The sequence below is a fragment of the Serinicoccus chungangensis genome (assembly GCF_006337125.1).
Classification (GTDB): domain Bacteria; phylum Actinomycetota; class Actinomycetes; order Actinomycetales; family Dermatophilaceae; genus Ornithinicoccus; species Ornithinicoccus chungangensis.
Genome location: NZ_CP040887.1, coordinates 1,992,399 through 2,015,217 on the forward strand (window position 1 = coordinate 1,992,399; position 22,819 = coordinate 2,015,217).

Below are 22,819 nucleotides of genomic sequence, written 5' to 3' on the forward strand. Positions count from 1 at the left end.
GGGGGACGTCCTTGCGGTCTCGTCGTGTGCGGTCTCGTGCGGGTCCGGATGGTGCAACGGTCGGACGGGCGTGGGTATGCCGTGAGGTGGCTCACCCGTCCAGGATGTCGGCGACGTAGTGCGCCACGGCCCGGACCGTGGCCATCGCCTGCGGGTAGTCCATGCGGGTCGGCCCGACGACCCCCAGCCCCCCGGCGGGGCCGTAGGTGGTCGCCACGACCGAGGTGGTGCGCAGCGGCTCGTAGGGGTTCTCGGTGCCGATCGCGACGGCGACGGTCTCGCCGTCGTCGAGGGAGGCCATGCTGCCCATGAGGCGCAGCAGGACGACGTGCTCCTCCAGGGCCTCGAGCACCTGGGAGAGGGAGGTGGGGAAGTCGCTGCCCACCCGCGCCAGGTTGGCGGTGCCGGCCATGGCGATGCGCTCCTCGGTGCGCTCCTGGGCGGCCTCGGCCAGGGTGTCGACGACGACCTGGGCCAGCGGCCGGTCGGTCGGCGCGACCCGCTCCTCCACGGCGGCGAGCCGGGCGGGGATGCGGGCGAGCAGCTCGCCGACGGCCAGCTCGTTGACGAGGGTGCGCAGGGTGGCCACCACGTCGGGCTCAAGGGTCAGGTCCCGGCGGACGTCGACGACGCGCTGCTCGACCCGCCCGGTGCTCGTGATGAGGACGATCATGAGGCGGGTGCCGCCGACGGGCACCAGCTCGACGTGGCGCAGGGTGGACCGGGACAGGCTGGGGTACTGCATCACCGCGACCTGCTGGGTGAGGCTGGACAGCAGCCGCGTCGTGCGGGAGACGACGTCGTCGAGGTCCAGCGCACCGTCGAGGAAGCGGGCGATCGCGGCGCGCTCGGCCCGGCTCATCGGCTTGATCTGCTGCAGGCGGTCGACGAACAGGCGGTAGCCCGCGTCCGTCGGGATCCGTCCCGCGCTCGTGTGCGGGGCGGTGATGAGGCCCTCGTCCTCCAGCGCGGCCATGTCGTTGCGCACGGTCGCGGCGGACACTCCGAGCCGGTGCCGCTCCAGCAGCGCCTTGGACCCCACGGGTTCGGAGGTGCGGACGTAGTCCTGCACGATCGCGCGCAGCACCTCCAGGCGACGGTCCTCGCTCACGGCTGCTCCCTCCTTCCTCGCGGCTGGCACTCAGGGGCACGGAGTGCCAGTCTACGCGAGCCTGGGGCACGGCATACCATGTGCGCCATGAGCGAGCCGCGCACCGAGACCGACAGCATGGGCCAGGTGGAGGTCCCCTCCGACCGCTACTGGGGGGCGCAGACGCAGCGCAGCATCCACAACTTCCCCATCGGCCAGGACACCTTCGTGTGGGGACGCCCGATCATCACCGCGCTGGGGATCCTCAAGAAGGGCGCCGCCCAGGCCAACGCCGAGCTGGGCGAGCTGCCGCAGGACGTCGCCGACCTCATCGTGCAGGCGGCCGACGAGGTCATCTCCGGCGAGCTCGACGACCACTTCCCGCTCGTCGTCTTCCAGACCGGCTCCGGCACCCAGAGCAACATGAACTCCAACGAGGTCATCTCCAACCGCGCCATCGAGCTGGCCGGCGGGGAGCTGGGGAGCAAGACCCCGGTGCACCCCAACGACCACGTCAACCGGGGGCAGAGCAGCAACGACACCTTCCCCACCGCCATGCACATCGCCGTGCTCCTCGAGCTGCGGGACCGCCTCGAGGGCGCGGTGGGCCAGCTGCGCGACACCCTCGCCGCCAAGTCGGCGGAGTACGCCGACGTCGTCAAGGTCGGCCGCACGCACCTGCAGGACGCCACCCCCATCACCCTGGGGCAGGAGATCGGCGGCTGGGTGGCCCAGCTCGACTACGCCCTGGGCGAGGTGCGCCACGCCGCGGAGGGGCTGCACGAGCTGGCGATCGGCGGCACGGCCGTCGGCACCGGGCTGAACGCCCACCCGGAGTTCGGGGCGCTCGCCGCCCGCCGGATGGGTGAGGAGGTCGGGCTGGAGCTGCGCAGCGCCGACAACAGGTTCGCCGCGCTCTCCGCGCACGACGCCCTGGTGCAGACCTCGGCGGCCCTGCGGACCCTCGCCGGGGCGTTGATGAAGATGGCCAACGACGTGCGCTGGCTGGCCTCCGGGCCGCGCAACGGGATCGGAGAGCTGCTCATCCCGGAGAACGAGCCGGGCAGCTCGATCATGCCGGGCAAGGTCAACCCCACCCAGTCCGAGGCCATGACCATGGTCGCGACCCGCGTCTTCGGCAACGACGCGACGGTGGGCTTCGCCGGCAGCCAGGGCAACTTCCAGCTCAACGTCTTCAAGCCGGTCATGGTCCACGCCGTGCTGGAGAGCATCCGGCTCATCAGCGACGCCTGCCTCGCCTTCGACGTGGGGTGCGCGCGGGGCATCGAGCCGAACACCGAGCGGATCGAGGCCAACCTCGCCAGCAACCTCATGCAGGTGACCGCGCTGAACCCGCACATCGGCTACGACAAGGCCGCCGCCATCGCCAAGGCGGCGCACCGGTCCGGGCAGACGCTGCGCGAGGCGGCCCTGGAGAGCGGCCACCTCACCGCCGAGGAGTTCGACGCCTGGGTCGTGCCGCTCGACATGACCCACCCGCGCGAGGCCTGACCGGCCCCGGCCCGGAGCGCCTGCGCCGTCACTCCAGCCACAGGCGTTAGCGTCGTCCGTTGTGAACGACCGCTACGGCTACGGATCCGACGTCCTCGCCACGGACTGGCGCGCCCCCCGGCGCGGCCGGGCCCAGGAGGTGGCCGCCGAGCGCGGTCTCGTGGTGGAGGACGTGGACACCGGGTGGTGCGGCGCGGTGGTGGGCGTCGAGCGCGCCGGGGGGATGGAGGTGGTGCACCTGGAGGACCGGCGCGGTCGCCGCAAGGGCTTCCCGCTCGGTCCGGGCTTCCTCGTCGACGGACAGCCGGTCGTGCTCACCCGACCGGAGGACCGGGAGTCGACGAGCCGGCTCGCCCAGGCCCGGCAGGCGGCGGCCCGCACGGCCAGCGGGTCGGTGCGGGTCGAGGGCCGGCCGGCCCGGGTCGCCAGCGGCTCGCGCATCTGGGTCGAGGGGCGCCACGACGCCGAGCTGGTCGAGAAGGTCTGGGGTGACGACCTGCGGGTCGAGGGCGTCGTGGTCGAGATGCTGGACGGCGTCGACGACCTCGCCTCCCTCATCCGGGAGTTCGCGCCGACCCGGGACCGGCGCCTCGGCATCCTCGTCGACCACCTGGTGCCCGCCACCAAGGAGACCCGGATCGTGCAGCAGGCGGAGCGCGTGAGCCCCTGGGTCCGCATCCTCGGCCACCCCTACGTGGACGTCTGGCAGTCGGTCAAGCCCGCCCGCCTCGGCCGGGAGGCCTGGCCGGTCATCGAGCGGGGACGGTCCTGGAAGCACGGGGTGCTCGCCGAGCTCGGCTGGCCGCACCGGTCGCAGACGGACGTGGCGCTGGGCTGGAAGCGGATACTCTCGACGGTGCGGTCCTACAGCGACCTGGAACCTACGCTGCTGGCCAGCGTCGAAGAGCTGATCGACTTCGTCACCGTTCCACCACCTCACGAGGAGTGAGCAGCATGACCCAGACCCCCCAGTCCCCCAGCGACCAGCCCTGGCAGGACCCGCAGCGAGCCGGCGGGCCTTCCGGCTCCCAGCCTGCCTCGGGGCCTCAGGCCTACGGCCAGCCCTCGTCGCCACCGCCCGGTCCCGGCGCGCCCTCGGGAGCGCCGCAGGGCGACGAGCGCACCATGATGCTGCTCGCCCACCTCTCCGCGCCCCTGGCGATGCTGCTCAGCGTCGGCTGGGTGCCCTTCCTCGGCCCGCTGCTCATCTGGCTGTTCTACAAGGACCGGTCGGCGGCGGTCCGCACCGCGTCGGCCGGCGCGTTCAACTTCAACCTCACGCTGTCCATCATCAGCATCGGGCTCTGGATCTCGGTGATCCTCACCCTGGGCATCGGTTTCCTGTGGGCGATCCCGGCCTGGATCGCCCTGTTCGTCATCCAGCTGTGGTGCCACATCAAGGGTGCGATGCGGGCCGCGGACAGCCGCGTGTACGAGTACCCGTTCCAGCTGCGCCTGCTCAGCTGACCCCAGCCACCCCGCACGTCCCAGGGCCCGGCGTGTCCGTCGCGACACGCCGGGCCCCGGCACATTCGCGACCTCGGTCCCTTGCGGCGCCGGTGGCGGAGGCGTAGACATGTCCCTACGCACTCCCCTCGGGGAGCGCGGGTCGCGAGACTGGCCGAGGATTCGCACCGTCCCATGGACGAGCTGTGGTGATGCGCAGCCGAGCCTCTGGCACCTTGCGCACCGCCCGGCGTCATCACGCCCGGGCCGTGGCCCGGTGGGCGAACTCATACTTCGCCGACCGGGCCACCTCTCGTCGTGCCGGCGTCCGGCCCTGCAGGCTCATACCCCGCAGGGACTGCCGTCATTGTGGCTCCCCCGTCCGACGCCCCGGCGGACCCCGTCGGGCGTGTCGATGAACCGGAGGCGACCGGCCGTTCCCCGGCTCAGGCCAGCAGCCGGTGCACGACGGTGTCGGCCAGCAGGCGGCCGCGCAGCGTCAGCACGGCACGACCACGGACCGCGGCACGACCCTCGAGCAGCCCGTCGGCGACGAGACCCGCGACGGCACGGCGGCCGGTGGCCCGCAGCTCGCCGACGGGCAGCCCGTCCCGCAGCCGGACGCCGAGCAGGACCTGCTCGTCGTAGCGCTCCCCGGGGCCCAGCAGCTCGCGGGCGTGCGCCGGGCTCAGGCCCTGCCCCAGCCGGTCGTCGTAGGCGCGCGGGTGCTTGACGTTCCACCACCGCACGCCACCGACGTGGCTGTGCGCCCCCGGTCCGACCCCCCACCAGTCCGCGCCCTGCCAGTAGGCCAGGTTGTGCCGGCACCGGTGCTGCGGGTCGCTCGCCCAGTTGGAGATCTCGTACCAGCCGTAGCCGGCCCCGCCGAGCACCTCCTCGGCCAGCTCGTACTTGTCCGCCTCGTCGTCGTCCTCGGGCGCCGGCACCTCGCCACGGCGCACCTGGCCGTGCAGCCGGGTCCCCGGCTCCACGACGAGGGCGTAGGCCGAGACGTGGTCCGGTCGCAGCGCCACCGCCGCGTCCAGGCTCGCCCGCCAGTCCGCGAGCGTCTCCCCCGGCGTGCCGTAGATGAGGTCGAGGCTCACCTGCAGACCCGCGTCCCGGACGGCCCGCACGGCGTATGCCACGCCCGCCGGGTCGTGGGTGCGGTCGAGGGTGCGCAGCACGTGCGGCACCGCGGACTGCATGCCCAGGCTCACCCGGGTGAAGCCGGCCTCGGCCAGCTGCTCCGCGACGGCGGGGGTGATGGTGTCGGGGTTGGCCTCGGTGGTGACCTCCGCGCCCGGCGCCAGCCCCCAGCGCTCGCGCACCGCGGCCACGAGCGACCCCAGGGCCGGCGGGGCCAGCAGCGTCGGGGTCCCTCCGCCGACGAAGACCGTGGAGACCGGCGGCGGGGCCGCCTCCTGCAGCACCCCGGCTGCCAGCTCGATCTCGGCGTGGGCGGAGGCGAGGTAGCCCTGCGGGGCCGCGGCGTCGTCGAGCTCGGGCAGGGTGTAGGTGTTGAAGTCGCAGTAGCCGCACCGGACCCGGCAGAAGGGGACGTGCAGGTAGACCGAGAACGGGCGCTGCGGCATACCCTGCAGCGCGGACGCCGGGAGCGAGCCGTCCGCGGGCGCGGGGTCGCCCGGGGGGAAGCTCGAGGGCATACCGCCCAGTCTCCCACCCCGCCGGACCGGTGGCGCACCGCCGGTCGGGACGCCTCGTGGGTCGTCGGCGCGCTAGGGTCGGCGGTGTGCAGCAGCGGCTTCGTGAGTACATCGACAGCCTGCGCGACCAGGGCTACACCGTCCGGGACGACCAGGGCTCCGACCCTGATCTCATCACGCCCGACGGCAGCGCCGTCGACACCTGGCGCGAGGACTACCCCTACAGCGAGCGGATGACCCGCGACTACTACGAGGTCGAGAAGTGGCTGCTCCAGGTGGAGCTGCTCAAGTTCCAGTACTGGGCCAAGGACAACGGCAGCCGGCACGTCCTCGTCTTCGAGGGGCGCGACGCCGCCGGCAAGGGTGGCTCCATCAAACGCTTCACCGAGCACCTCAACCCTCGTGGCGCGCGGGTCGTGGCGCTCAACAAGCCCACCGAGGTCGAGGCCGGGCAGTGGTACTTCCAGCGCTACATCCAGCACCTGCCGACCTCGGGGGAGCTCGTGCTGTTCGACCGGTCCTGGTACAACCGCGCCGGGGTGGAGCGGGTCATGGGCTTCTGCTCCCAGGCGGAGTACGACCGCTTCATGATCCAGGCGCCGCTGTTCGAGCAGATGCTCGTCGACGCCGGGGTGTCGATCACGAAGTTCTGGTTCTCGGTGACGCAGACCGAGCAGCGCACCCGGTTCGCGATCCGGCAGCTGGACCCGGTGCGCCAGTGGAAGCTCTCGCCCATGGACCTGGAGAGCCTGGACCGCTGGGAGGCCTACACCGCCGCCAAGGAGGAGATGTTCCGCCGCACGGACTCCGACTGGGCACCCTGGGTGACGATCAAGAGCAACGACAAGAAGCGGGCGCGCATCAACGCCATGCGCCACTTCCTCTCCCAGTTCGAGTACGAGGGGAAGGACCACGACGTGGTGCTGCGCCCCGACCCCCGGCTGGTCAAGCGGGCCAAGGACAGCGCCGGCGACTGAGGTCGCTCAGACCCGCCGGTAGGCCAGGTCCACGATCTCCCGGCCGGCCTCGGTCCCGCGCCGCTCGAAGCGGGTCACCGGGCGCAGCGGGGCCCGCCCGGTCGAGGCGAGCTCCCAGGAGGGGTGCGCGTCCAGGACCTGCCGCATCGCGTGGGCGTAGCCGGCCCAGTCGGTGGCCAGCCGCCACAGCCCACCGGTGGGCACGAGGGAGGCCACCGTGGAGGCGAAGTCCGGGGAGACCAGCCGCCGCTTGTGGTGCCGCTGCTTGGGCCACGGGTCAGGGAAGAAGGTCCACACCTCGTGCACGCCGCCCGGTGGCAGGAGGGTCTGCAGCGCCAGGGCGGCATCGGCCTCGAGGAAGCGGACGTTGGGCAGCGGCCGGTCCATCTTGGCCATCGCGTGGCCGATCCCGGGCCGCCACACCTCGAGGGCCAGGAAGTCCCAGTCCGGGCGCTGCGTGGCGGCGTGCACCAGCGTGTCCCCCGACCCGGACCCGATCTCGACCACCAGGGGCGCGCTGCGGCCGAAGACCTGCGCCGGGTCGATCCGGTATGTCGGGTCCACCCCGGTCGAGGCGTCGGCGCCACGAGGCCGCGGCACGTCGAGGACGAGCGTCCCGGCATACCGCTCCCAGGCGTCCTCGTGCGACTGCTTGAGCATGCGCCCGCCGCGCCGGGTGAACGAGCGCGTGCGGGCCGGGTGCTGGGGGGCGTCGGCCTCGCTCACTTCTTGGACTTCGCGGTCTCGGCGCCGCTCCCGTCCTGGGAGAGCGCGGCGATGAAGGCCTCCTGCGGCACCTCGACGGAACCGACCATCTTCATCCGCTTCTTGCCCTCCTTCTGCTTCTCCAGCAGCTTGCGCTTGCGGCTGATGTCGCCGCCGTAGCACTTGGCGAGCACGTCCTTGCGGATGGCGCGGATGGTCTCGCGGGCGATGACCCGGGAGCCGATCGCGGCCTGCACCGGCACCTCGAACTGCTGCCGCGGGATGAGCTCCTTGAGCTTGCCGGCCATCTGCACGCCGTAGGCGTAGGCCTTGTCCCGGTGCACGATGGCGCTGAAGGCGTCGACGGTGTCGCCCTGCAGCAGGATGTCGACCTTGACGAGGTCGGCCTCCTGGTCTCCGGAGGGCTCGTAGTCGAGCGAGGCGTAGCCGCGGGTGCGCGACTTCAGCGCGTCGAAGAAGTCGAAGACGATCTCGGCCAGGGGCAGGGTGTAGCGCAGCTCGACCCGCTCCGGGGAGAGGTAGTCCATGCCCAGCAGGGTGCCCCGCCGGCTCTGGCACAGCTCCATGATGGCGCCGATGAACTCGCTCGGGGCCAGGATGGTGCCGCGGACCACGGGCTCGGTGATGGAGGCGATCTTGCCGGCCGGGAACTCGCTGGGGTTGGTCACCTGCAGCTCCGAGCCGTCGTCCAGGCGGACGTCGTAGGACACGTTGGGGAGCGTGGAGATGAGGTCGAGGTTGAACTCCCGCTCCAGCCGCTCGCGCACGATCTCCAGGTGCAGCATCCCGAGGAAGCCCACCCGGAAGCCGAAGCCGAGCGCGCCCGACGTCTCCGGCTCGTAGACCAGCGCCGCGTCGTTGAGCTTGAGCTTGTCGAGGGCGTCGCGCAGGATCGGGTAGTCCGAGCCGTCGATGGGGTAGAGGCCGGAGAAGACCATCGGCCTCGGGTCGTGGTAGCCCCCCAGCGCCTGGGCGGCCTGCCTCCGCTCCCCCGTCACGGTGTCGCCGACCTTGGACTGGCGCACGTCCTTGACGCCGGTGATGAGGTAGCCCACCTCGCCGACGCCGAGACCCTGGGTGGGCGCCGGCTCGGGGCTGATCGCCCCGATCTCCAGCAGCTCGTGGGTCGCCTTGGTGGACATCATCGCGATGCGCTCGCGCGGCGAGAGCTGGCCGTCGACGACCCGCACGTAGGTGATGACGCCGCGGTAGGTGTCGTAGACCGAGTCGAAGATCATCGCCCGGGCCGGGGCGTCGGCGTCCCCCACCGGCGGCGGGATCTCGGCCACGATCCGGTCCAGCAGCTCCGGCACGCCGGCCCCCGTCTTGCCCGAGACGCGCATCACGTCACCCGGGTCGCACCCGATGAGCCCGGCGATCTCCTCGGCGTACTTCTCCGGCTGGGCCGAGGGGAGGTCGATCTTGTTGAGCACCGGGATGATGGTGAGGTCGTTCTCCATGGCCAGGTAGAGGTTGGCCAGGGTCTGCGCCTCGATCCCCTGCGCGGCGTCGACGAGCAGCACCGCTCCCTCGCACGCCGCCAGGCTGCGGCTCACCTCGTAGGTGAAGTCCACGTGACCCGGCGTGTCGATCATGTTGAGGATATAGGTCGCGTCCACCGCCCACGGCATCCGCACGGCCTGGCTCTTGATGGTGATGCCGCGCTCCCGCTCGATGTCCATGCGGTCGAGGTACTGCGCACGCATCTGGCGCTCACCGACGACCCCGGTCACCTGCAGCATCCGGTCGGCCAGCGTCGACTTGCCGTGGTCGATGTGGGCGATGATGCAGAAGTTGCGGATGACCTCGGGCGGGGTCGAGGCCGGCTGGGGCACCGAGGCGGGTCGGGCGAGCGGAGACAGGGCGGGCACCTCGCAGAAGAGCAGGCTGGTGGACGGTGGTCTTGCGGGCCAGTCTCCCACGTCGACCCGGGGACGGCGGCACGGCGGCGCCGGCGCCCTGCGCGCACGGACCTGCCCACGCCCCCGGAAGGAAGGGCGCGGGCAGGTCCGTGGTGTCCGCCGCCCGGTGTCTCGGGCCGAGCGGCGGTCCGCAGGTCAGCCCTGCGGCATCAGCACGCCGTCGATGAGGTAGACGGTGGCGTTGGCGGTCTGGACGCCGCCGCAGATCACCGAGGCGTCGTTGACCATGAGCTCGTCACCGGAGCCGGTGACCTCGAGGGTCTCGCCCTGGACCGTGGTCTGCTCGCCCACGACCTCGTCGGGGCTCATCTGGCCCGGCACGACGTGGTAGGTGAGGATGGAGCTCAGCAGCTCGGAGTCCTCCTGCAGCGTGGCCATGGTCTCCTGGTCGATGGCCTCGAAGGCCTCGTCGACCGGGGCGAAGACGGTGAACTCGTCGCCGTTGAGGGTGTCGACCAGGTCGACGTCCGGGTTGACCTCGCCGGAGACGGCGGCGGTCAGCTGGGTGAGCAGCGGGTTGTTGCTCGCCGCCACGGCGACCGGGTCCTGGGCCATGCCCTCGACCGAGCCGTCGCCGTCCGGCACCTGCTCCGCGTAGTCGGCGCAGCCCGGGCCGACGAGGTTGGCGGCGGGGTCCATCTCGCCGCCGGCCATGTCCTCCTCGGTCTCCATCTCGTCGTCGGCCATGTCGTCCTCGGACTCCATGTCCTCGGACTCCATGTCCTCGGAGGCCATGTCCTCGCTGGACTGCTCGGCCGAGCTGCCGCCCTCGGCGGCCATGTCGTCACCCTCGCCGCCGCAGGCGGACAGCGCCAGCGCGGAGGCCATCGAGACGGCCAGGATTCCCTTGGAGATACGCATCATGCATTCCTTTCTGATGGGGTCGGACGGCTCACGCAACGGTGACCGTGACGTTGTGCCATCCGGTGGACCCGTCAGGAGCGATGGGCTCCCGCCGGGAGGTCTGGGTGGTGCCCGCGCGGTCGGTCGCGCGGACCTCGAGCCGGTGCGAGCCCGGCTCGGCCGACCAGGTCCAGCGCCAGGCGCGCCAGGTCTGGTCGGAGTCCTCGACGCCGAGCTCGGCGTCCTGCCACTCCCCCTCGTCCGCGCGCACCTGCACGCGCTCGATGCCGACGGTCTGGGCCCAGGCGACACCGGCCACGGTGACGTCACCGGCCTCGAGCTGGGCGAACGAGCCCGGCACGTCGATGCGGGAGGAGAGCTTGATCGGGGCCTGGGCGGCATACCCGCGGTCGGTCCAGTAGGCGGTGAAGTCCGCGAAGCGGGTGACCTCCAGCTCGGTCAGCCACTTCGTGGCCGAGACGTAGCCGTAGAGGCCGGGGGTGACCATGCGCACGGGGTATCCGTGCTCGGCCGGCAGCGGGCCGCCGTTCATGCCCAGGGCGACGAGCGCCTCGCGGTCGTCGGTGAGGACCTCGAGCGGCGTGCCGGCCGTGAAGCCGTCGACGCTGACCGAGCGCACGGCGTCGGCGCCGTCCTGCACGCCGGCCTCGGCGAGCAGCTCGCGCACCGGGATGCCGATCCAGGTGGCGTTGCCGAGCAGGTCACCACCGACCTCGTTGCTGACGCACGTGAGGGTGATGCGGCGCTCCACCAGGTCGCGGGAGAGCAGGTCCGCCATCGACAGCTCCAGCGGCCGGTCGACCATCCCGGTGATGCGCAGCACGTGCGAGCCGGCGTCCACCGCGGGCACCTGCAGCGCGGTGTCCACGCGGTAGAAGTCGGGGGTCGGCGTGACGTGGGGGGTCAGCCCGTCCACGTCGAAGCTCACACCGTCCGGCACCGGCTCCGCCGGCATCGCGGGGGTGGGTAGGTCGAGCTCTCCGGAGGCCGGCGAGCCCCCGAGGGCGCGGGTGGCACCGCCCGCCGCACCCAGGGCCGCCACGGTGGACGTGGCCAGGAGGAACCGCCGACGGTCCAGTCCCGACCCCTGCTCGCTGCGCGCCCGCACGGCCGAGAGCAGCCACGCCAGACCCCCGACCCCGACGAGCAGCATCCCCGCAACGGACGCTGCGACGGCCGGGGCGCCCCCGCCCTGGGCGGGGTCGAGGGCCATGGCCGCACCGGCCAGGGCCACCAGGAGCGCGGTGCCCGTGAGCCCGACCGCGCGGTGCCGCACACCGACCCACCCGAGCACGAGGAGCAGCACGACCAGCGTGACGAGGACCCCCGCCAGCAGGACGGCCTTGTCGGCCGCGCCGAAGGTGCTGATGGCCCACTCCTTGAGCGGGCGGGGGGTGAGGTCGACCGCGCGGTTGCCGACGGCCACGACCGGCCCGGTGACGTCGAGCAGCCGTGCGAGGCCCTCCCCCGCGAGCACCCCGGCACCGCCGGCGAGCAGCCCGGAGGCCGCTCCGGCTGCGCGCTGGCCCCGCGAGGGCGTTGTCGTCGTCATGCCCAGGGTTCGGCTCCCACCCTGGTCGCGGATTGCGTGACCTAGGTCACAGACCCCTCACCGCAGCTGCACGAACGCCCTCAGCCGACCGTCCTCGTGGTCCCGGATCTCGGTCCAGCCGAGAGACTCGTAGAACGCGCGCTGACCGGGCTCGTCCTCGGTGAGGAGGACCTTCTGGCGGCACCGCGCGAAGGGCTCCAGGGCCGCCACCACGAGGGCCCGGCCCACCCCCTCCCGCTGCAGCTCGGGTCGGACGAGGACGTCCTGCAGGTAGGCGATGGTCGCCCCGTCGGAGATGACCCGCGCCAAACCGAGCAGGTCCTCGCCGTAGCGGGCCGTCACGACCCGGGTCGACCCCGCGACGGCCGCCTCGAGGGTCTCGGGGTCGGTGGTGTAGGACGACCAGCCCACGGCGTCGTAGAGCCCGAGCAGCTCTTCGCGGCCCGGGCGGTCATCGGCGCTGATGAGGATCTCGTGGCCGGCCACGGGGCCAGCCTAGCCAGCCGCCCGGCCGCCCGCCATCGAGCGCGCCCCGCGAGCGCGACCCGACACCCCGCGAGACCGGGGACGGTGGACGGGACGGCGGTGGGCGGCTACCGTGATTTCATACAGTGAACTCACCATTCCAGCCAGCGGAATATGCGGAGGCGCCATGACGACCCCACCGACCACGGCCCTGGACCTGCCCGACGGCGTCGAGGTCACCGGCGACCTGCGCCCGGGCTACGAGCAGATCCTCAGCCGGACCGCGCTCGAGCTGGTCGCCTCCCTGCACCGGGAGCTGGAGCCGCGCCGGCAGCAGCGGCTGGCCGCCCGGGCGGAGGTCGTCGCGCGGGTCGCCGCCGGGGAGGACCTGGACGTCCTGCCCGAGACCGCCCAGATCCGCTCCGACCGCACGTGGCGGGTGGCGGACCCCGCGCCGGGGCTGGAGGACCGGCGGGTCGAGATGACCGGGCCGACCGACCGCAAGATGACCATCAACGCGATGAACTCCGGGGCCCGGGTGTGGCTGGCCGACCAGGAGGACGCCAACACCCCCCTGTGGGAGAACGTCGTCGAGGGGCAGATCAACCTGCGCGACGCGATCCTGGGCACCATCTCCTACACCTCCCCCGAGGGCAAGGAGTACGCCCTCACGACCACCGACCAGAGCCGGCTGCCGACGATCGTCATGCGGCCGCGAGGCTGGCACCTGGACGAGAAGCACGTCACCGTCGACGGCCAGCGGGTCGCCGGGGGCCTGGTCGACTTCGCCCTCTTCATGGGCGCGAGCGCCCGCGCCCAGCTCGACGCCGGCAAGGGCCCCTACCTCTACCTTCCCAAGATGGAGCACCACCTCGAGGCCCGGCTGTGGAACGACGCCTTCCTCCTGGCCCAGGACGCCCTCGGCATCCCCCGGGGCACGATCCGCGCCACCTGCCTCATCGAGACCTTCCCGGCGGCCTTCCAGATGGAGGAGATCCTCTACGAGCTGCGCGAGCACTCCGCCGGGCTCAACGCCGGCCGCTGGGACTACCTCTTCAGCGTCATCAAGACCTACCGGACGCGCGGGGCGGACTTCCTGCTCCCCGACCGGGCCTCCGTGACGATGACCGCGCCCTTCATGCGGGCCTACACCGAGCTGCTCGTCAGCACCTGTCACCGGCGCGGCGCGCACGCCATCGGCGGCATGGCCGCCTTCATCCCGTCCAAGGACGAGGAGGTCAACGCCGCGGCCTTCGAGAAGGTCACCGCCGACAAGCAGCGCGAGGCCGACGACGGGTTCGACGGCTCCTGGGTGGCGCACCCCGGGATGGTGCCCACGTGCCGGGAGGTCTTCGACCAGGTCCTGGGCGGGCGGCCGCACCAGCTGGACCGCACCCGGGAGGACGTCCGGGTCCGTCCCGCCGACCTGCTCGACGTCGCCGCCACCCCCGGCGAGGTCACCGAGCGGGGGCTGCGCGCCAACATCGAGGTCGGCATTCAGTACCTCTCCGTCTGGCTGACGGGCCGAGGCGCGGTCGGCATCCACCACCTCATGGAGGACGCCGCGACCGCCGAGATCAGCCGCAGCCAGGTGTGGCAGTGGCTCCACCACGGGGTCACCCTCGCCGACACCGGCGAGCCGGTGACCCGCGAGCTCGTCCACCGGCTCACCGACGAGGTGGTGGCCGAGCTCCCCGGGGAGGAGTCCGACCACCGCGCGGCGACCGAGCTCTTCCTCCAGGTGGCCGTCGCCGACGACTTCGTCGACTTCCTCACCGTGCCGGCCTACGAGACGATGCCCTGAGCCGCCCGGCGACCGTGACCTACGCTGACCCGAGGGCGCACCGAGGAGGCAGGCGATGACGCAGAGCGACGCACAGGCGGGGGTCCGCGCGCTCCTGCACGAGCTGCAGGGTGTGCTGCCGGAGCACACCCTGGTCACCGACCCCGCCCAGCGCGAGACGTATGCCTGCGACGGGCTGGCGGCCTACCGCGTCCGGCCCGCCCTGGTGGTCCTCGTGGAGAGCGCGGACCACGTCGCGTTGGTCGTGCGGGCCTGCGCGCGCCACGGCGTCCCCTTCGTCGCCCGGGGCTCGGGCACCGGCCTCTCGGGGGGCGCGCTCCCCCACGCCGACGGCGTCCTCGTCGTCACCAGCCGGTTGCGCACGCTGCACGAGGTGCGCCCGCAGGACCAGCGCGCCGTGGTGGACCCCGGCGTCGTCAACCTCGCCGTCAGCAGGGCCGCGGACCCGCACGGCTACTACTTCGCGCCCGACCCCAGCAGCCAGCAGATCTGCTCCGTCGGCGGCAACGTGGCCGAGAACTCCGGCGGGGCGCACTGCCTCAAGTACGGCTTCACCGCCGGCCACGTCCTCTCCCTCGAGGTCGTCACGCCGGACGGCCAGCAGGTCACGCTCGGCACCGAGGCCCCGGACGCCCCGGGCTACGACCTGCTGGGCGCCTTCGTGGGCAGCGAGGGCACGCTCGGCGTCGCCACCCGCGCCACCCTGCGGCTGACCCGCCTGCCCGAGGAGGTGCGGACCTGCCTGGCGGGCTTCGGGAGCACCGACGACGCCGGGGCCGCCACGAGCGCCGTCATCGCGGCGGGGATCGTGCCCGCGGCGATGGAGATCATGGACGCGCTCGCGATCGAGGCCGCCGAGGCGGCGGTGTCGTGCGACTACCCGGAGGGGGCCGGCGCGGTGCTCGTCGTCGAGCTGGACGGGCCGGCCCTGGAGGTGGAGGGGGAGCTGGAGCAGGTGCGGCGGATCTGCCGCGAGCAGGGCGCCCTGGAGTTCCGGACGGCCGGCGACGCCGCGGAGCGCGCCGAGATCTGGCGGGGCCGCAAGTCGGCCTTCGCCGCGGTCGGGCGGATCTCGCCGGACTACATCGTCCAGGACGGGGTCGTGCCGCGGACCGCGCTCCCGCAGGTGCTGCGAGAGATGGGCCGGATCAGCGCCGACCGCGGGGTCCGGGTGGCCAACGTCTTCCACGCGGGCGACGGCAACCTGCACCCCCTCGTGCTGTTCGACGCCGACGAGGAGGGGGCGACCGAGCGCGCCGAGGAGGTCTCGGGGATGATCCTCGACCTGTGCATCGCCCACGGCGGGTCCATCACCGGTGAGCACGGGGTGGGTGCCGACAAGGCGAGGTACATGCCGCGCATGTTCGAGCCCGCCGACCTCGACACCATGCAGCTGCTGCGCTGCGCCTTCGACCCGGCGGGCCTGGCCAACCCGGGCAAGATCTACCCCACCCCGCGGATGTGCGGCGAGCGCCCGCGGGTGGTGCACGCGGCGGACGAGGCGGTCCCCGACGGGGCCGAGGTCTTCTGATGACGCTGGAGCGCCTGCTGGGCGCGGCGTGCGCGGTGCGGCCCGCGGCGGAGGCGGACGCCGTCGACGGCGTCCCCGCCCGGGTGGTGGCCCGACCGGCCTCCGCCCAGGAGACGTCCGCGCTGCTGCAGGTCTGCTCGACCCACGGGCTGGCGGTGGTGGTGCGCGGCCACGGCAGCAAGCTGGCGTGGGGGCGGCCCCCGGAGCGGGTCGACGTCGTCCTGGAGACGGGAGGCATGGCGCAGCTCGTCGAGCACTCGCACGGTGACCTCGTCGCGACGGCCGGGGCCGGTATGCCGCTCACCCGCCTGCGCCACCTGCTCGCCGGGGCCCGGCACGAGCTGGTGGTGGACGACCTCGCCGTGGGCCGCGGGACGGACGCGGCCGGCTCCACCCTCGGCGGCGCGGTGGCGACGAACCTGTCCGGGCCGCGACGGCTCCGGTCCGGTCCGCTGCGTGACCTCGTCATCGGGGTGCGCCTCGTGCTGGCCGACGGCACGGTGGCGCGGGCGGGCGGCAAGGTCGTCAAGAATGTCGCGGGCTACGACCTCGGCAAGCTCCTCACCGGCTCGTTCGGCACCCTCGCCGTCATCACGGAGGTCACCGTGCGGCTGCACCCCGAGCCGCTCGAGGTCCGGCAGGTGCTGGTCCGCGTCCCCCGCGACCGGCTCGCGCCGGTGCTCGCGCACCTCGTCGACAGCCAGCTCGCCCCGCACGCCCTCGAGGTGCACACCGAACCCGGCGTGGACGCCCTGGTGTCGGTCGGTCTGGGCGGTGGTCCCGGGAGCACCCGGCACCGGGCCGGGCGGCTCGCGGCCGAGCTCGCCTCCCCCACCCTGGCCGGTGACGCGGTCGCCGTCGTCGACCCCGAGCACACCACCGCGCGCGAGATCCGGCACGTGGTCCCGGACGCGGGACGGGCCCGGTCCACGGAGCAGGAGGTCGCGCTGCGCCCCACCCTGCTCACCGTCACCGCACGGCTGAGCGGCATCCCCGAGCTGGTGCAGGTCGCGGACGACCACGGGCTGACCGTGACCGGGTCCGCCGGGGTGGGCGTGCTGCGCGCCACGCTGCCCGAGCAGACCCCGGTCACGGAGGTCCTCGAGGCGGTCACGGCGGTGCGGGCGGCCACGACGAGACTGGGCGGGTCGACCGTGGTCCTCGACGCCCCGCCCGCCGTCAAGGCGTCGCTGGACGCCGCCAGCACCTGGGGGCCGGTGCCCGGGCTGGAGCTCATGCGCCGGGTGAAGGCGCAGTTCGACCCCGGGCGGACCCTCGCGCCGGGACGCTTCGTGGGAGGACTGTGATGACTGCCGCACCAGGACCCGGACCGCGCCGCACGCTGCTCGGGATGCCGCGCGTCCGCGAGACCGCCTCGCCGGTCCTGGCCGACCCGGCCTTCGACGCGCTCCGGCCACCCGACCCCGACCTGCTGGACGACTGCGTGCACTGCGGCTTCTGCCTCACCACCTGCCCGACCTACCAGCTGTGGGGCGAGGAGATGGACAGCCCCCGGGGCCGCATCGACCAGATCCGCTCGGCCGCCGAGGGTGCCCCCCTCACCGCGGCGACGGTCGGGCACCTCGACGCGTGCCTGGGCTGCATGGCGTGCGTGACGAGCTGCCCGTCGGGCGTGCGCTACGACCGCCTCCTGGAGCAGACCCGCGCCCAGGTCGAGCGGCGGGTCACCCGCCCGCGCCGGGACCGCGCCCTGCGCGCGCTCATCTTCGCCCTGTTCCCCACCCCGACCGGCTGCGCCTGCTGCGCGGCCCGCTGCGGGCCGCCCAGCGCTCGGGCGCGCTCGGCCTGGTGCGCCGGACCGGGCTGGTGGGACGGGTCAGCCCCGAGCTGGAGGTCATGCAGTCCCTGGCTCCCCCGCTCGGGCCCCGGGTCGCCGTGCCCGGGCGCACCCCGGCGCAGGGGACCCGCCGCGCGGTGGTGGGGATGCTGACCGGCTGCGTGCAGCGCGAGTTCTTCGGGGAGGTCAACGCGGCGACCGTCCGGGTGCTCGCCGCGGAGGGCTGCGAGGTCGTCGCTCCGCAGGCGCAGGGCTGCTGCGGCGCGCTCTCGGTGCACACCGGCCGCGAGGAGGAGGGGCGTCGCTTCGCCCGCCGCCTCGTCGACACCTTCGAGGAGGCCGGCGTTGAGACGGTCGTGGTCAACTCCGCAGGGTGCGGCTCGACGATGAAGGAGTACGCCCACCTGCTGGCCGACGACCCGGACTACGCCGAGCGGGCCCGCGCCTTCGCCGGCCGGGTCCGCGACCTCAGCGAGGTCCTCGTCGAGCTCGGGCCGGTGGCGCCGCGGCACCCGGTCGCCCCCGCGCCGGTGACCCTCGCCTACCACGACGCCTGCCACCTGCGGCACGCCCAGGGCGTGACGAGCGCCCCGCGCGAGCTGCTCGGCGGCATCCCCGGGGTCGAGCTCGTCGAGATCCCCGACGGGGAGATCTGCTGCGGGTCGGCGGGCGTCTACAACATCCTGCAGCCCGAGCCGGCCACCGAGCTCGGCGACCGCAAGGCGGCGAGCATCCTGCGCACCGGGGCGGGGCTCGTCGTCACCGCCAACCCCGGGTGCCTCATGCAGATCAGCCGGGCGCTGGAGCGCGCCGGGCGCCCCCTGCCCTTCGTCCACACCGCGGTGGTGCTCGACGCGTCCCTGCGCGGGGTCCCGCTGCCCGGTCTGCCGACGCAGCCGCGCGCGGACGGTGCCGACCGGTGAGCCGCGACGAGGGGCGCCCCCGCGGCGTGCAGTCGGTCGACCGCGCGCTGGACATCGTCGAGCTGCTGGCGGGCGCCTCCCCGCTCGGGGTCACGGAGATCGCCCGGGAGGTGGGCCTGGCGCCGGGCACGACGCACCGCCTGGTCTCCGGGCTGGCGGCGCGCGGCTGGGTCCGGCAGGACGCCGACCGGCGGTACGCCGTGGGCCCGGCGGCCCTGCGGGTGGGCGACGCGTCCTACCGCGCGCTGGGCGCGGCGGCCGCTCCTGCCCTGCGCGAGGCGGTCCTGGAGACCGGGGAGACGGCCAACCTCGCGGTGCTGGAGGGCGACGCCATGGTCTACGTCGCCCAGTCCCCCTCCCCGCACACCCTGCGGATCTTCGCCGAGGTGGGCCGCCGGGTGCCGCTGCACTCCACCGCGGTCGGCAAGGTCGCGCTCGCGGGGCGGCCCGGCGACACCTGGCCCGAGCTCCTGGCGGGCCGGCCGCTCGAGGCGCGGACACGGCATACCCTCACGACCGTGTCCTCGCTCACCACCGAGCTGACGGCCGTGCGCGACCAGGGCTTCGCCCTCGACGACGAGGAGCAGGAGCTCGGCGTGCGCTGCGTGGCCGTCCCGGTGCCCGTCGGCGCGCTCGAGGTCGCCCTGTCGGTCAGCGGACCCACCGAGCGCCTCACCCGCGAGCGCGCCCACGAGGTCGTGCCCGTGCTGCGGCGCATCGCCGCCGGCCTGGGGGACGCGTCGTGAGGGCGCGGGACGTCGGCCGGGTGCTGCTGCGCGCCGCCCGCAGCGCGCAGCGCGCCGCGACGCCGCAGCGGCGCGGGCAGCCCGGCTCGCGACCGCCGTCCGGACCGGCGCCCGGCGCGCGGCTGGGCTACGCCCCCGTCGCGGACGACCGGGCCGACCCCGGCGAGGTGGTGTGGGCGTGGGTCCCCTACGAGGAGGACGCGAGCCAGGGCAAGGACCGTCCGGTCCTCGTCGTCGGACGCGACGGTCCCCTGCTGCTGGCCCTGCCGCTGACGAGCCAGGACCACGACCGCGACGCCGCGCAGGAGGCGAGGGCGGGCCGTCACTGGGTCGACGTCGGCAGCGGGGGGTGGGACCACCGGCGCCGACCCAGCGAGGCGAGGGTCGACCGGCTGCTGCGGCTGGAGCCGGGTGCGGTCCGCCGCACCGGCGCGCAGCTGGACCGGGGGGTCTTCGACCGCGTCGTGGCGCAGGTGCGCCGGCACTACCCCGGGCTCTGAGCGAGGCGGGCTCGACGCCGGCGGTCGATGCGGCCGACCCGGTGCGCCACCCACCCCGTGCCGAGCAGGCAGAGGGACCCCACGACGACGCACACGGCGGCGAGCGGGACCACGAGCGAGAGCCCGGAGACGAGCAGGGGTCCCCCGAGCCCGCCGACGTCACCGGCCAGCCGGTAGCCGCCGAGGTACTGCGCCCGGCCCTCCTCGGGTGCCGTGTCGGCCCCCAGCGTCATGACGATCCCCGACCCGAGGCCGTTGCCGACCGCCATGAGCAGCGCCAGGAGGGTGAACCCGGTGACGGCGCCCGTGAGCGGCAGCAGCAGCACCCCCAGCCCGATGAGGGCGACCACCGGGACGGCCACGACGGTGCGGCCGGCCCGGTCCATGGCCCATCCGGCGGGGTAGAAGAGGCAGATCTCCAGCAGGGCCGCGGCCCCGAAGACGAGCGAGGTCGTCGCGGCGGAGATGCCGACGTGGTCGGCCCACAACGGCAGCAGGACCATCCGCAGCGACCGCGCCCCGGAGATGACCACGACCGCGCTGCCGACCGAGGCCAGGGTGCGCCAGTGGTGCCGCAGCACGGCCAGCACCCGGGTGGGGCGGGCGCCGCCCGCCCGCGCGGCCCGCTCGTGCCGGGCCGTCAGGTCCGGCGCCAGCTGCACGACGACGGCGGACAGCAGGGCCATCGCGGCCGCCAGCCAGAACACCGAGCGCAGCTCCCCCGTCACCGCCAGCAGCGCCCCGCCGAGCACCGGCCCGAGGAACCCCCCGATGCGGTGCGAGCCGCCGAGGGTCGACATGGCGCGGGCGCGCAGGTGCACGGGCGCGACGACGATGAGGAAGCCCTGCCGGGCCAGCAGGAACACCGCCCAGGTCATCCCGCTGGCGACGACCCCGGCGCCCAGGACCGCCAGGGAGGGCGCGAGGGCCACGACGACGAGGGCGAGCGCGTCGGCGACGCCCGCCAGCACCATGGCCCGCCGCTCCCCGATCCTCGCGACGAGCGCTCCCGCGGGCAGGGCACCCAGCAGGCTGCCCACGCCGAGCACGGCCACGACGAAGGCCGCCTCGCCGACGCTGGCCCCCAGGTCACGCGCGAGCAGGGCCAGCACGGGGGTGATGGCGCCCAGCCCGACGGCGTTGACGACCGTGGGCGCGAAGGCGGGCAGGGCGACGTCCCGCAGCCGGAACCCGGGGTCGGCCGCGTCTGCACCACCCCGCCTGGACACGGCATACCTCCCTCGGGCCACGAGAAAGGGCCGGGCACCTGGGTGCCCGGCCCTGATCCGGTGGAGCTGAGGGGATTCGAACCCCTGACCCCCTCCATGCCATGGAGGTGCGCTACCAACTGCGCCACAGCCCCGGGTCGCCCCGTGAGGACTCCGCTACTTTACCCAGCGCGTTCGGCAATCGCCAAATCCCTGCTCACGGCACGGGGTGGGTGATCGTCCCTGCCGCGGGGGCGTCCGGGGCGCCGGTGTTCCACGTCTCCAGCCGCCATCCGCTGGGGTGCTCGACGAGGTCGGCCCAGTGGCAGTTGCGCAGACCCACGAGGGCCTGCGAGGTCTGGGCGACGTCGAGGCCGACCACGGCGCAGACGAGGGCCCGGGTGGCCAGGCCGTGGGTGGCCAGCACCGCGGTCCCGTGCTCGTGCAGCCCGGCGACGACGTCCTCGAAGGCGGCGCGGGTGCGGGTCGCGACATCGGCCAGCCGCTCCCCGGTCTCCCCCCGGACGACGTCCTCACCGCGCTCGAGGGCCAGCTGGGCCTGCGGGTAGCGGGAGGACACCTCGGCGTGGGTCAGGCCCTGCCAGCGACCGACGTGGATCTCGCGCAGCCGCTCGTCGCGCTCGACCTCGAGCCCGGTCACCGCCGCGAGCTCGCCGGCGGTCTGCAGGGCGCGGGAGAGGTCGGAGGAGACGAGGCGTTCGGCCCCCCGCCCGGCCAGGGCGCGGGCGGCCCGCTGCGCCTGCTCGCGGCCCCGCTCCGAGAGCTCGGTGTCCAGCTGCCCCTGGTAGACGCCTCCGGCGTTGTGCGCGGTCTCGCCGTGCCGCCAGACGATGACCCGCCGCATCCCTGCGCTCAGGCCTCGTCGGGAGCCGCCGGCGCAGCGGTGCTGGGCAGCACGTGCGGGCAGTCCTTCCAGAGCCGCTCGAGGTCGTAGAACTGACGGTCCTCGGAGTGCATGACGTGCACGACGATGTCGCTGAAGTCGAGCAGCACCCACCGCCCCTCGTGCTGGCCCTCCCGGCGCAACGGCTTGGCGCCGAGCTGGAGCAGTCGCTCCTCGACGGCGTCGACGACAGCGCCGACCTGCCGCTCGTTGGGGGCCGAGGCGATGACGAAGACGTCGGTCAGGGCGAGCTGACCGGACACGTCGAGACCGACGACGTCCTGGGCCAGCTTGTCCTGGGCCGCGGCGGCCGCGGCCTGCGCCAGCTCGACGGCACGTGGGGTGGCTGCCACTCAGGGGTCCTTCCGGTAGAGGTCGTACTTGCCGATGTACTGGACGACGCCGTCGGGCACGAGGTACCACACGGGCTCGCCCTGCGCGGTGCGCTCGCGGCACCCCGTGGAGCTGATGGCCATGGCCGGGACCTCGAGCAGGGTCACCTTGTCCTCCGGCAGACCGGCGTCGGTGAGGACGTGACCGGGCCGGGTGACCCCGACGAAGTGGGCGAGCTCCCACAGCTGGGAGACGCCCTTCCAGGAGAGGATCTGCGCCAGCGCGTCGGCGCCGGTGATGAAGAACAGCTCGTCGCCCGGGCGTTCCGCGCGCAGGTCGCGCAGGGTGTCGAGGGTGTAGGTGGGGCCCTCGCGTTCCACGTCCACCCGGCTGACGGTGAAGCTGGGGTTGGAGGCGGTCGCGATGACCGTCATGAGGTAGCGGTGCTCGGCGTCGGTGACCTCGCTCGCGTCCTTGCGGTAGGGCTGCCCGGTGGGGACGAAGAGGACCTCGTCCAGCCCGAGGAGGTGGGCCGCCTCGCTCGCGGCCACGAGGTGGCCGTGGTGGATGGGGTCGAAGGTCCCACCCATCACTCCGAGCCGCATCAGTGCTGGTCTCGGCCCATGTCGGGGTTGTGGTGCGCGTCGGCCACCCCGTGCGGGTCCAGGGCCAGGGTGTTGCGGAAGAACCACAGGAAGCCCAGCAGCAGGAGGAAGGAGAGCATGGCGATCACGCCGAACATGATCGGCGGGAAGGGCAGCTCGTTGACGACGTGGTGACCGCCTTCCTCGGCGGCGGCGAGGAGGTGCAGGCTCTGCGCGGGCGACATGGGGACCACTGTACCTGTCGTC

At 73.7% G+C, this 22,819-nt stretch carries 23 protein-coding genes and 1 tRNA gene; 11 read left to right on the plus strand and 13 right to left on the minus strand.

Annotated features, from left to right (window positions below; all coding sequences use genetic code 11):
* Positions 1–91 precede the first annotated feature (91 nt).
* Positions 92–1,111: a heat-inducible transcriptional repressor HrcA gene (gene hrcA, locus FHD63_RS09000; protein WP_139721772.1), complete on the minus strand. Its 1,020-nt coding sequence runs from the start codon at positions 1,109–1,111 to the stop codon at positions 92–94.
* Between the two features lie 87 nt (positions 1,112–1,198).
* Between hrcA and fumC the strand changes: the two genes are divergently transcribed.
* The 3 genes from fumC to FHD63_RS09015 all read left to right on the plus strand — a co-directional run bounded on the left by fumC (position 1,199) and on the right by FHD63_RS09015 (position 4,069).
* Positions 1,199–2,602 (plus strand): class II fumarate hydratase, encoded by a 1,404-nt coding sequence (fumC, locus tag FHD63_RS09005; protein ID WP_139721773.1) that lies wholly within the window; start codon positions 1,199–1,201, stop codon positions 2,600–2,602.
* A 61-nt stretch (positions 2,603–2,663) separates the two neighbouring features.
* A complete protein-coding gene (locus FHD63_RS09010; protein ID WP_139721774.1) occupies positions 2,664–3,551 on the plus strand; it encodes a DUF3097 domain-containing protein in 888 nt (295 codons plus the stop codon).
* 5 nt (positions 3,552–3,556) lie between these two features.
* Positions 3,557–4,069 (plus strand): DUF4870 domain-containing protein, encoded by a 513-nt coding sequence (locus FHD63_RS09015; protein WP_238705600.1) that lies wholly within the window; start codon positions 3,557–3,559, stop codon positions 4,067–4,069.
* 425 nt (positions 4,070–4,494) lie between these two features.
* Here FHD63_RS09015 and hemW read toward each other — a convergent pair whose 3' ends face one another.
* Positions 4,495–5,715, minus strand: a complete 1,221-nt coding sequence (gene hemW, locus FHD63_RS09020; RefSeq protein WP_139721775.1) for a radical SAM family heme chaperone HemW — start codon at positions 5,713–5,715, stop codon at positions 4,495–4,497.
* Positions 5,716–5,801: 86 nt separating this feature from the next.
* Here hemW and ppk2 point away from each other — a divergent pair, with 86 nt between their 5' ends.
* Positions 5,802–6,692, plus strand: a complete 891-nt coding sequence (ppk2, locus tag FHD63_RS09025) for a polyphosphate kinase 2 (protein WP_139721776.1) — start codon at positions 5,802–5,804, stop codon at positions 6,690–6,692.
* A gap of 6 nt (positions 6,693–6,698) precedes the next feature.
* Here ppk2 and trmB read toward each other — a convergent pair whose 3' ends face one another.
* From trmB to FHD63_RS09050, 5 genes are all read right to left on the minus strand, one after another.
* On the minus strand, positions 6,699–7,418 hold the full coding sequence (trmB, locus tag FHD63_RS09030) for a tRNA (guanosine(46)-N7)-methyltransferase TrmB (protein ID WP_238705601.1): 720 nt from the start codon (positions 7,416–7,418) through the stop codon (positions 6,699–6,701).
* Entirely contained in the window at positions 7,415–9,280 is a 1,866-nt protein-coding gene (lepA, locus tag FHD63_RS09035) for a translation elongation factor 4 (RefSeq protein WP_139723075.1), read from the minus strand. The genes trmB and lepA overlap by 4 nt, the downstream gene beginning before the upstream one ends.
* A gap of 195 nt (positions 9,281–9,475) precedes the next feature.
* Entirely contained in the window at positions 9,476–10,201 is a 726-nt protein-coding gene (locus FHD63_RS09040) for a fasciclin domain-containing protein (protein ID WP_139721777.1), read from the minus strand.
* Between the two features lie 31 nt (positions 10,202–10,232).
* Complete coding sequence (locus FHD63_RS09045; protein WP_139721778.1) at positions 10,233–11,756, minus strand: molybdopterin-dependent oxidoreductase; 1,524 nt, start codon at positions 11,754–11,756, stop codon at positions 10,233–10,235.
* 57 nt (positions 11,757–11,813) lie between these two features.
* Positions 11,814–12,242, minus strand: a complete 429-nt coding sequence (locus FHD63_RS09050; RefSeq protein WP_139721779.1) for a GNAT family N-acetyltransferase — start codon at positions 12,240–12,242, stop codon at positions 11,814–11,816.
* Between the two features lie 166 nt (positions 12,243–12,408).
* On the opposite strand from FHD63_RS09050, the gene aceB reads away from it, so the two are divergent.
* The 7 genes from aceB to FHD63_RS09080 are packed head-to-tail and all read left to right on the plus strand — an operon-like array spanning position 12,409 to position 19,523.
* The gene (gene aceB / locus FHD63_RS09055; RefSeq protein ID WP_174964922.1) at positions 12,409–14,025 is read left to right on the plus strand and encodes a malate synthase A; all 1,617 of its coding nucleotides are present in this window, start codon (positions 12,409–12,411) and stop codon (positions 14,023–14,025) included.
* 55 nt (positions 14,026–14,080) lie between these two features.
* Positions 14,081–15,556, plus strand: coding sequence for an FAD-linked oxidase C-terminal domain-containing protein (locus tag FHD63_RS09060; RefSeq protein WP_139721780.1), 1,476 nt, complete (start codon positions 14,081–14,083; stop codon positions 15,554–15,556).
* Positions 15,556–16,863, plus strand: a complete 1,308-nt coding sequence (locus FHD63_RS09065; protein WP_139721781.1) for an FAD-binding oxidoreductase — start codon at positions 15,556–15,558, stop codon at positions 16,861–16,863. Before FHD63_RS09060 ends, FHD63_RS09065 begins: the two co-directional genes overlap by 1 nt.
* Positions 16,863–17,507, plus strand: a complete 645-nt coding sequence (locus FHD63_RS16580) for a 4Fe-4S dicluster domain-containing protein (RefSeq protein WP_238705602.1) — start codon at positions 16,863–16,865, stop codon at positions 17,505–17,507. The genes FHD63_RS09065 and FHD63_RS16580 overlap by 1 nt, the downstream gene beginning before the upstream one ends.
* Positions 17,414–18,277 carry a (Fe-S)-binding protein gene (locus tag FHD63_RS16585; protein ID WP_238705603.1) on the plus strand — a complete coding sequence of 288 codons (864 nt, stop codon included), beginning with the start codon at positions 17,414–17,416 and terminating at the stop codon, positions 18,275–18,277. Before FHD63_RS16580 ends, FHD63_RS16585 begins: the two co-directional genes overlap by 94 nt.
* Positions 18,274–19,023: an IclR family transcriptional regulator gene (locus tag FHD63_RS09075; RefSeq protein WP_139721782.1), complete on the plus strand. Its 750-nt coding sequence runs from the start codon at positions 18,274–18,276 to the stop codon at positions 19,021–19,023. The genes FHD63_RS16585 and FHD63_RS09075 overlap by 4 nt, the downstream gene beginning before the upstream one ends.
* Positions 19,020–19,523, plus strand: coding sequence for a type II toxin-antitoxin system PemK/MazF family toxin (locus FHD63_RS09080; RefSeq protein WP_139721783.1), 504 nt, complete (start codon positions 19,020–19,022; stop codon positions 19,521–19,523). The genes FHD63_RS09075 and FHD63_RS09080 overlap by 4 nt, the downstream gene beginning before the upstream one ends.
* On the opposite strand, the gene FHD63_RS09085 is transcribed toward FHD63_RS09080, so the two are convergent.
* The 6 genes from FHD63_RS09085 to FHD63_RS09110 form a co-directional block, all read right to left on the minus strand.
* Positions 19,508–20,752: an MFS transporter gene (locus FHD63_RS09085; protein WP_158296744.1), complete on the minus strand. Its 1,245-nt coding sequence runs from the start codon at positions 20,750–20,752 to the stop codon at positions 19,508–19,510. The two genes, FHD63_RS09080 and FHD63_RS09085, sit on opposite strands and share 16 nt — an antisense overlap.
* 61 nt (positions 20,753–20,813) lie before the next feature.
* Positions 20,814–20,886: transfer RNA gene (locus tag FHD63_RS09090), tRNA-Ala, on the minus strand.
* A 62-nt stretch (positions 20,887–20,948) separates the two neighbouring features.
* Entirely contained in the window at positions 20,949–21,596 is a 648-nt protein-coding gene (locus tag FHD63_RS09095) for a histidine phosphatase family protein (RefSeq protein ID WP_139721785.1), read from the minus strand.
* An 8-nt stretch (positions 21,597–21,604) separates the two neighbouring features.
* Positions 21,605–21,988, minus strand: a complete 384-nt coding sequence (gene rsfS, locus FHD63_RS09100; protein ID WP_139721786.1) for a ribosome silencing factor — start codon at positions 21,986–21,988, stop codon at positions 21,605–21,607.
* Positions 21,989–22,573 carry a nicotinate-nucleotide adenylyltransferase gene (nadD, locus tag FHD63_RS09105; protein WP_420853096.1) on the minus strand — a complete coding sequence of 195 codons (585 nt, stop codon included), beginning with the start codon at positions 22,571–22,573 and terminating at the stop codon, positions 21,989–21,991.
* Complete coding sequence (locus tag FHD63_RS09110) at positions 22,573–22,797, minus strand: hypothetical protein (RefSeq protein WP_139721787.1); 225 nt, start codon at positions 22,795–22,797, stop codon at positions 22,573–22,575. Before FHD63_RS09110 ends, nadD begins: the two co-directional genes overlap by 1 nt.
* Positions 22,798–22,819 lie beyond the last annotated feature (22 nt).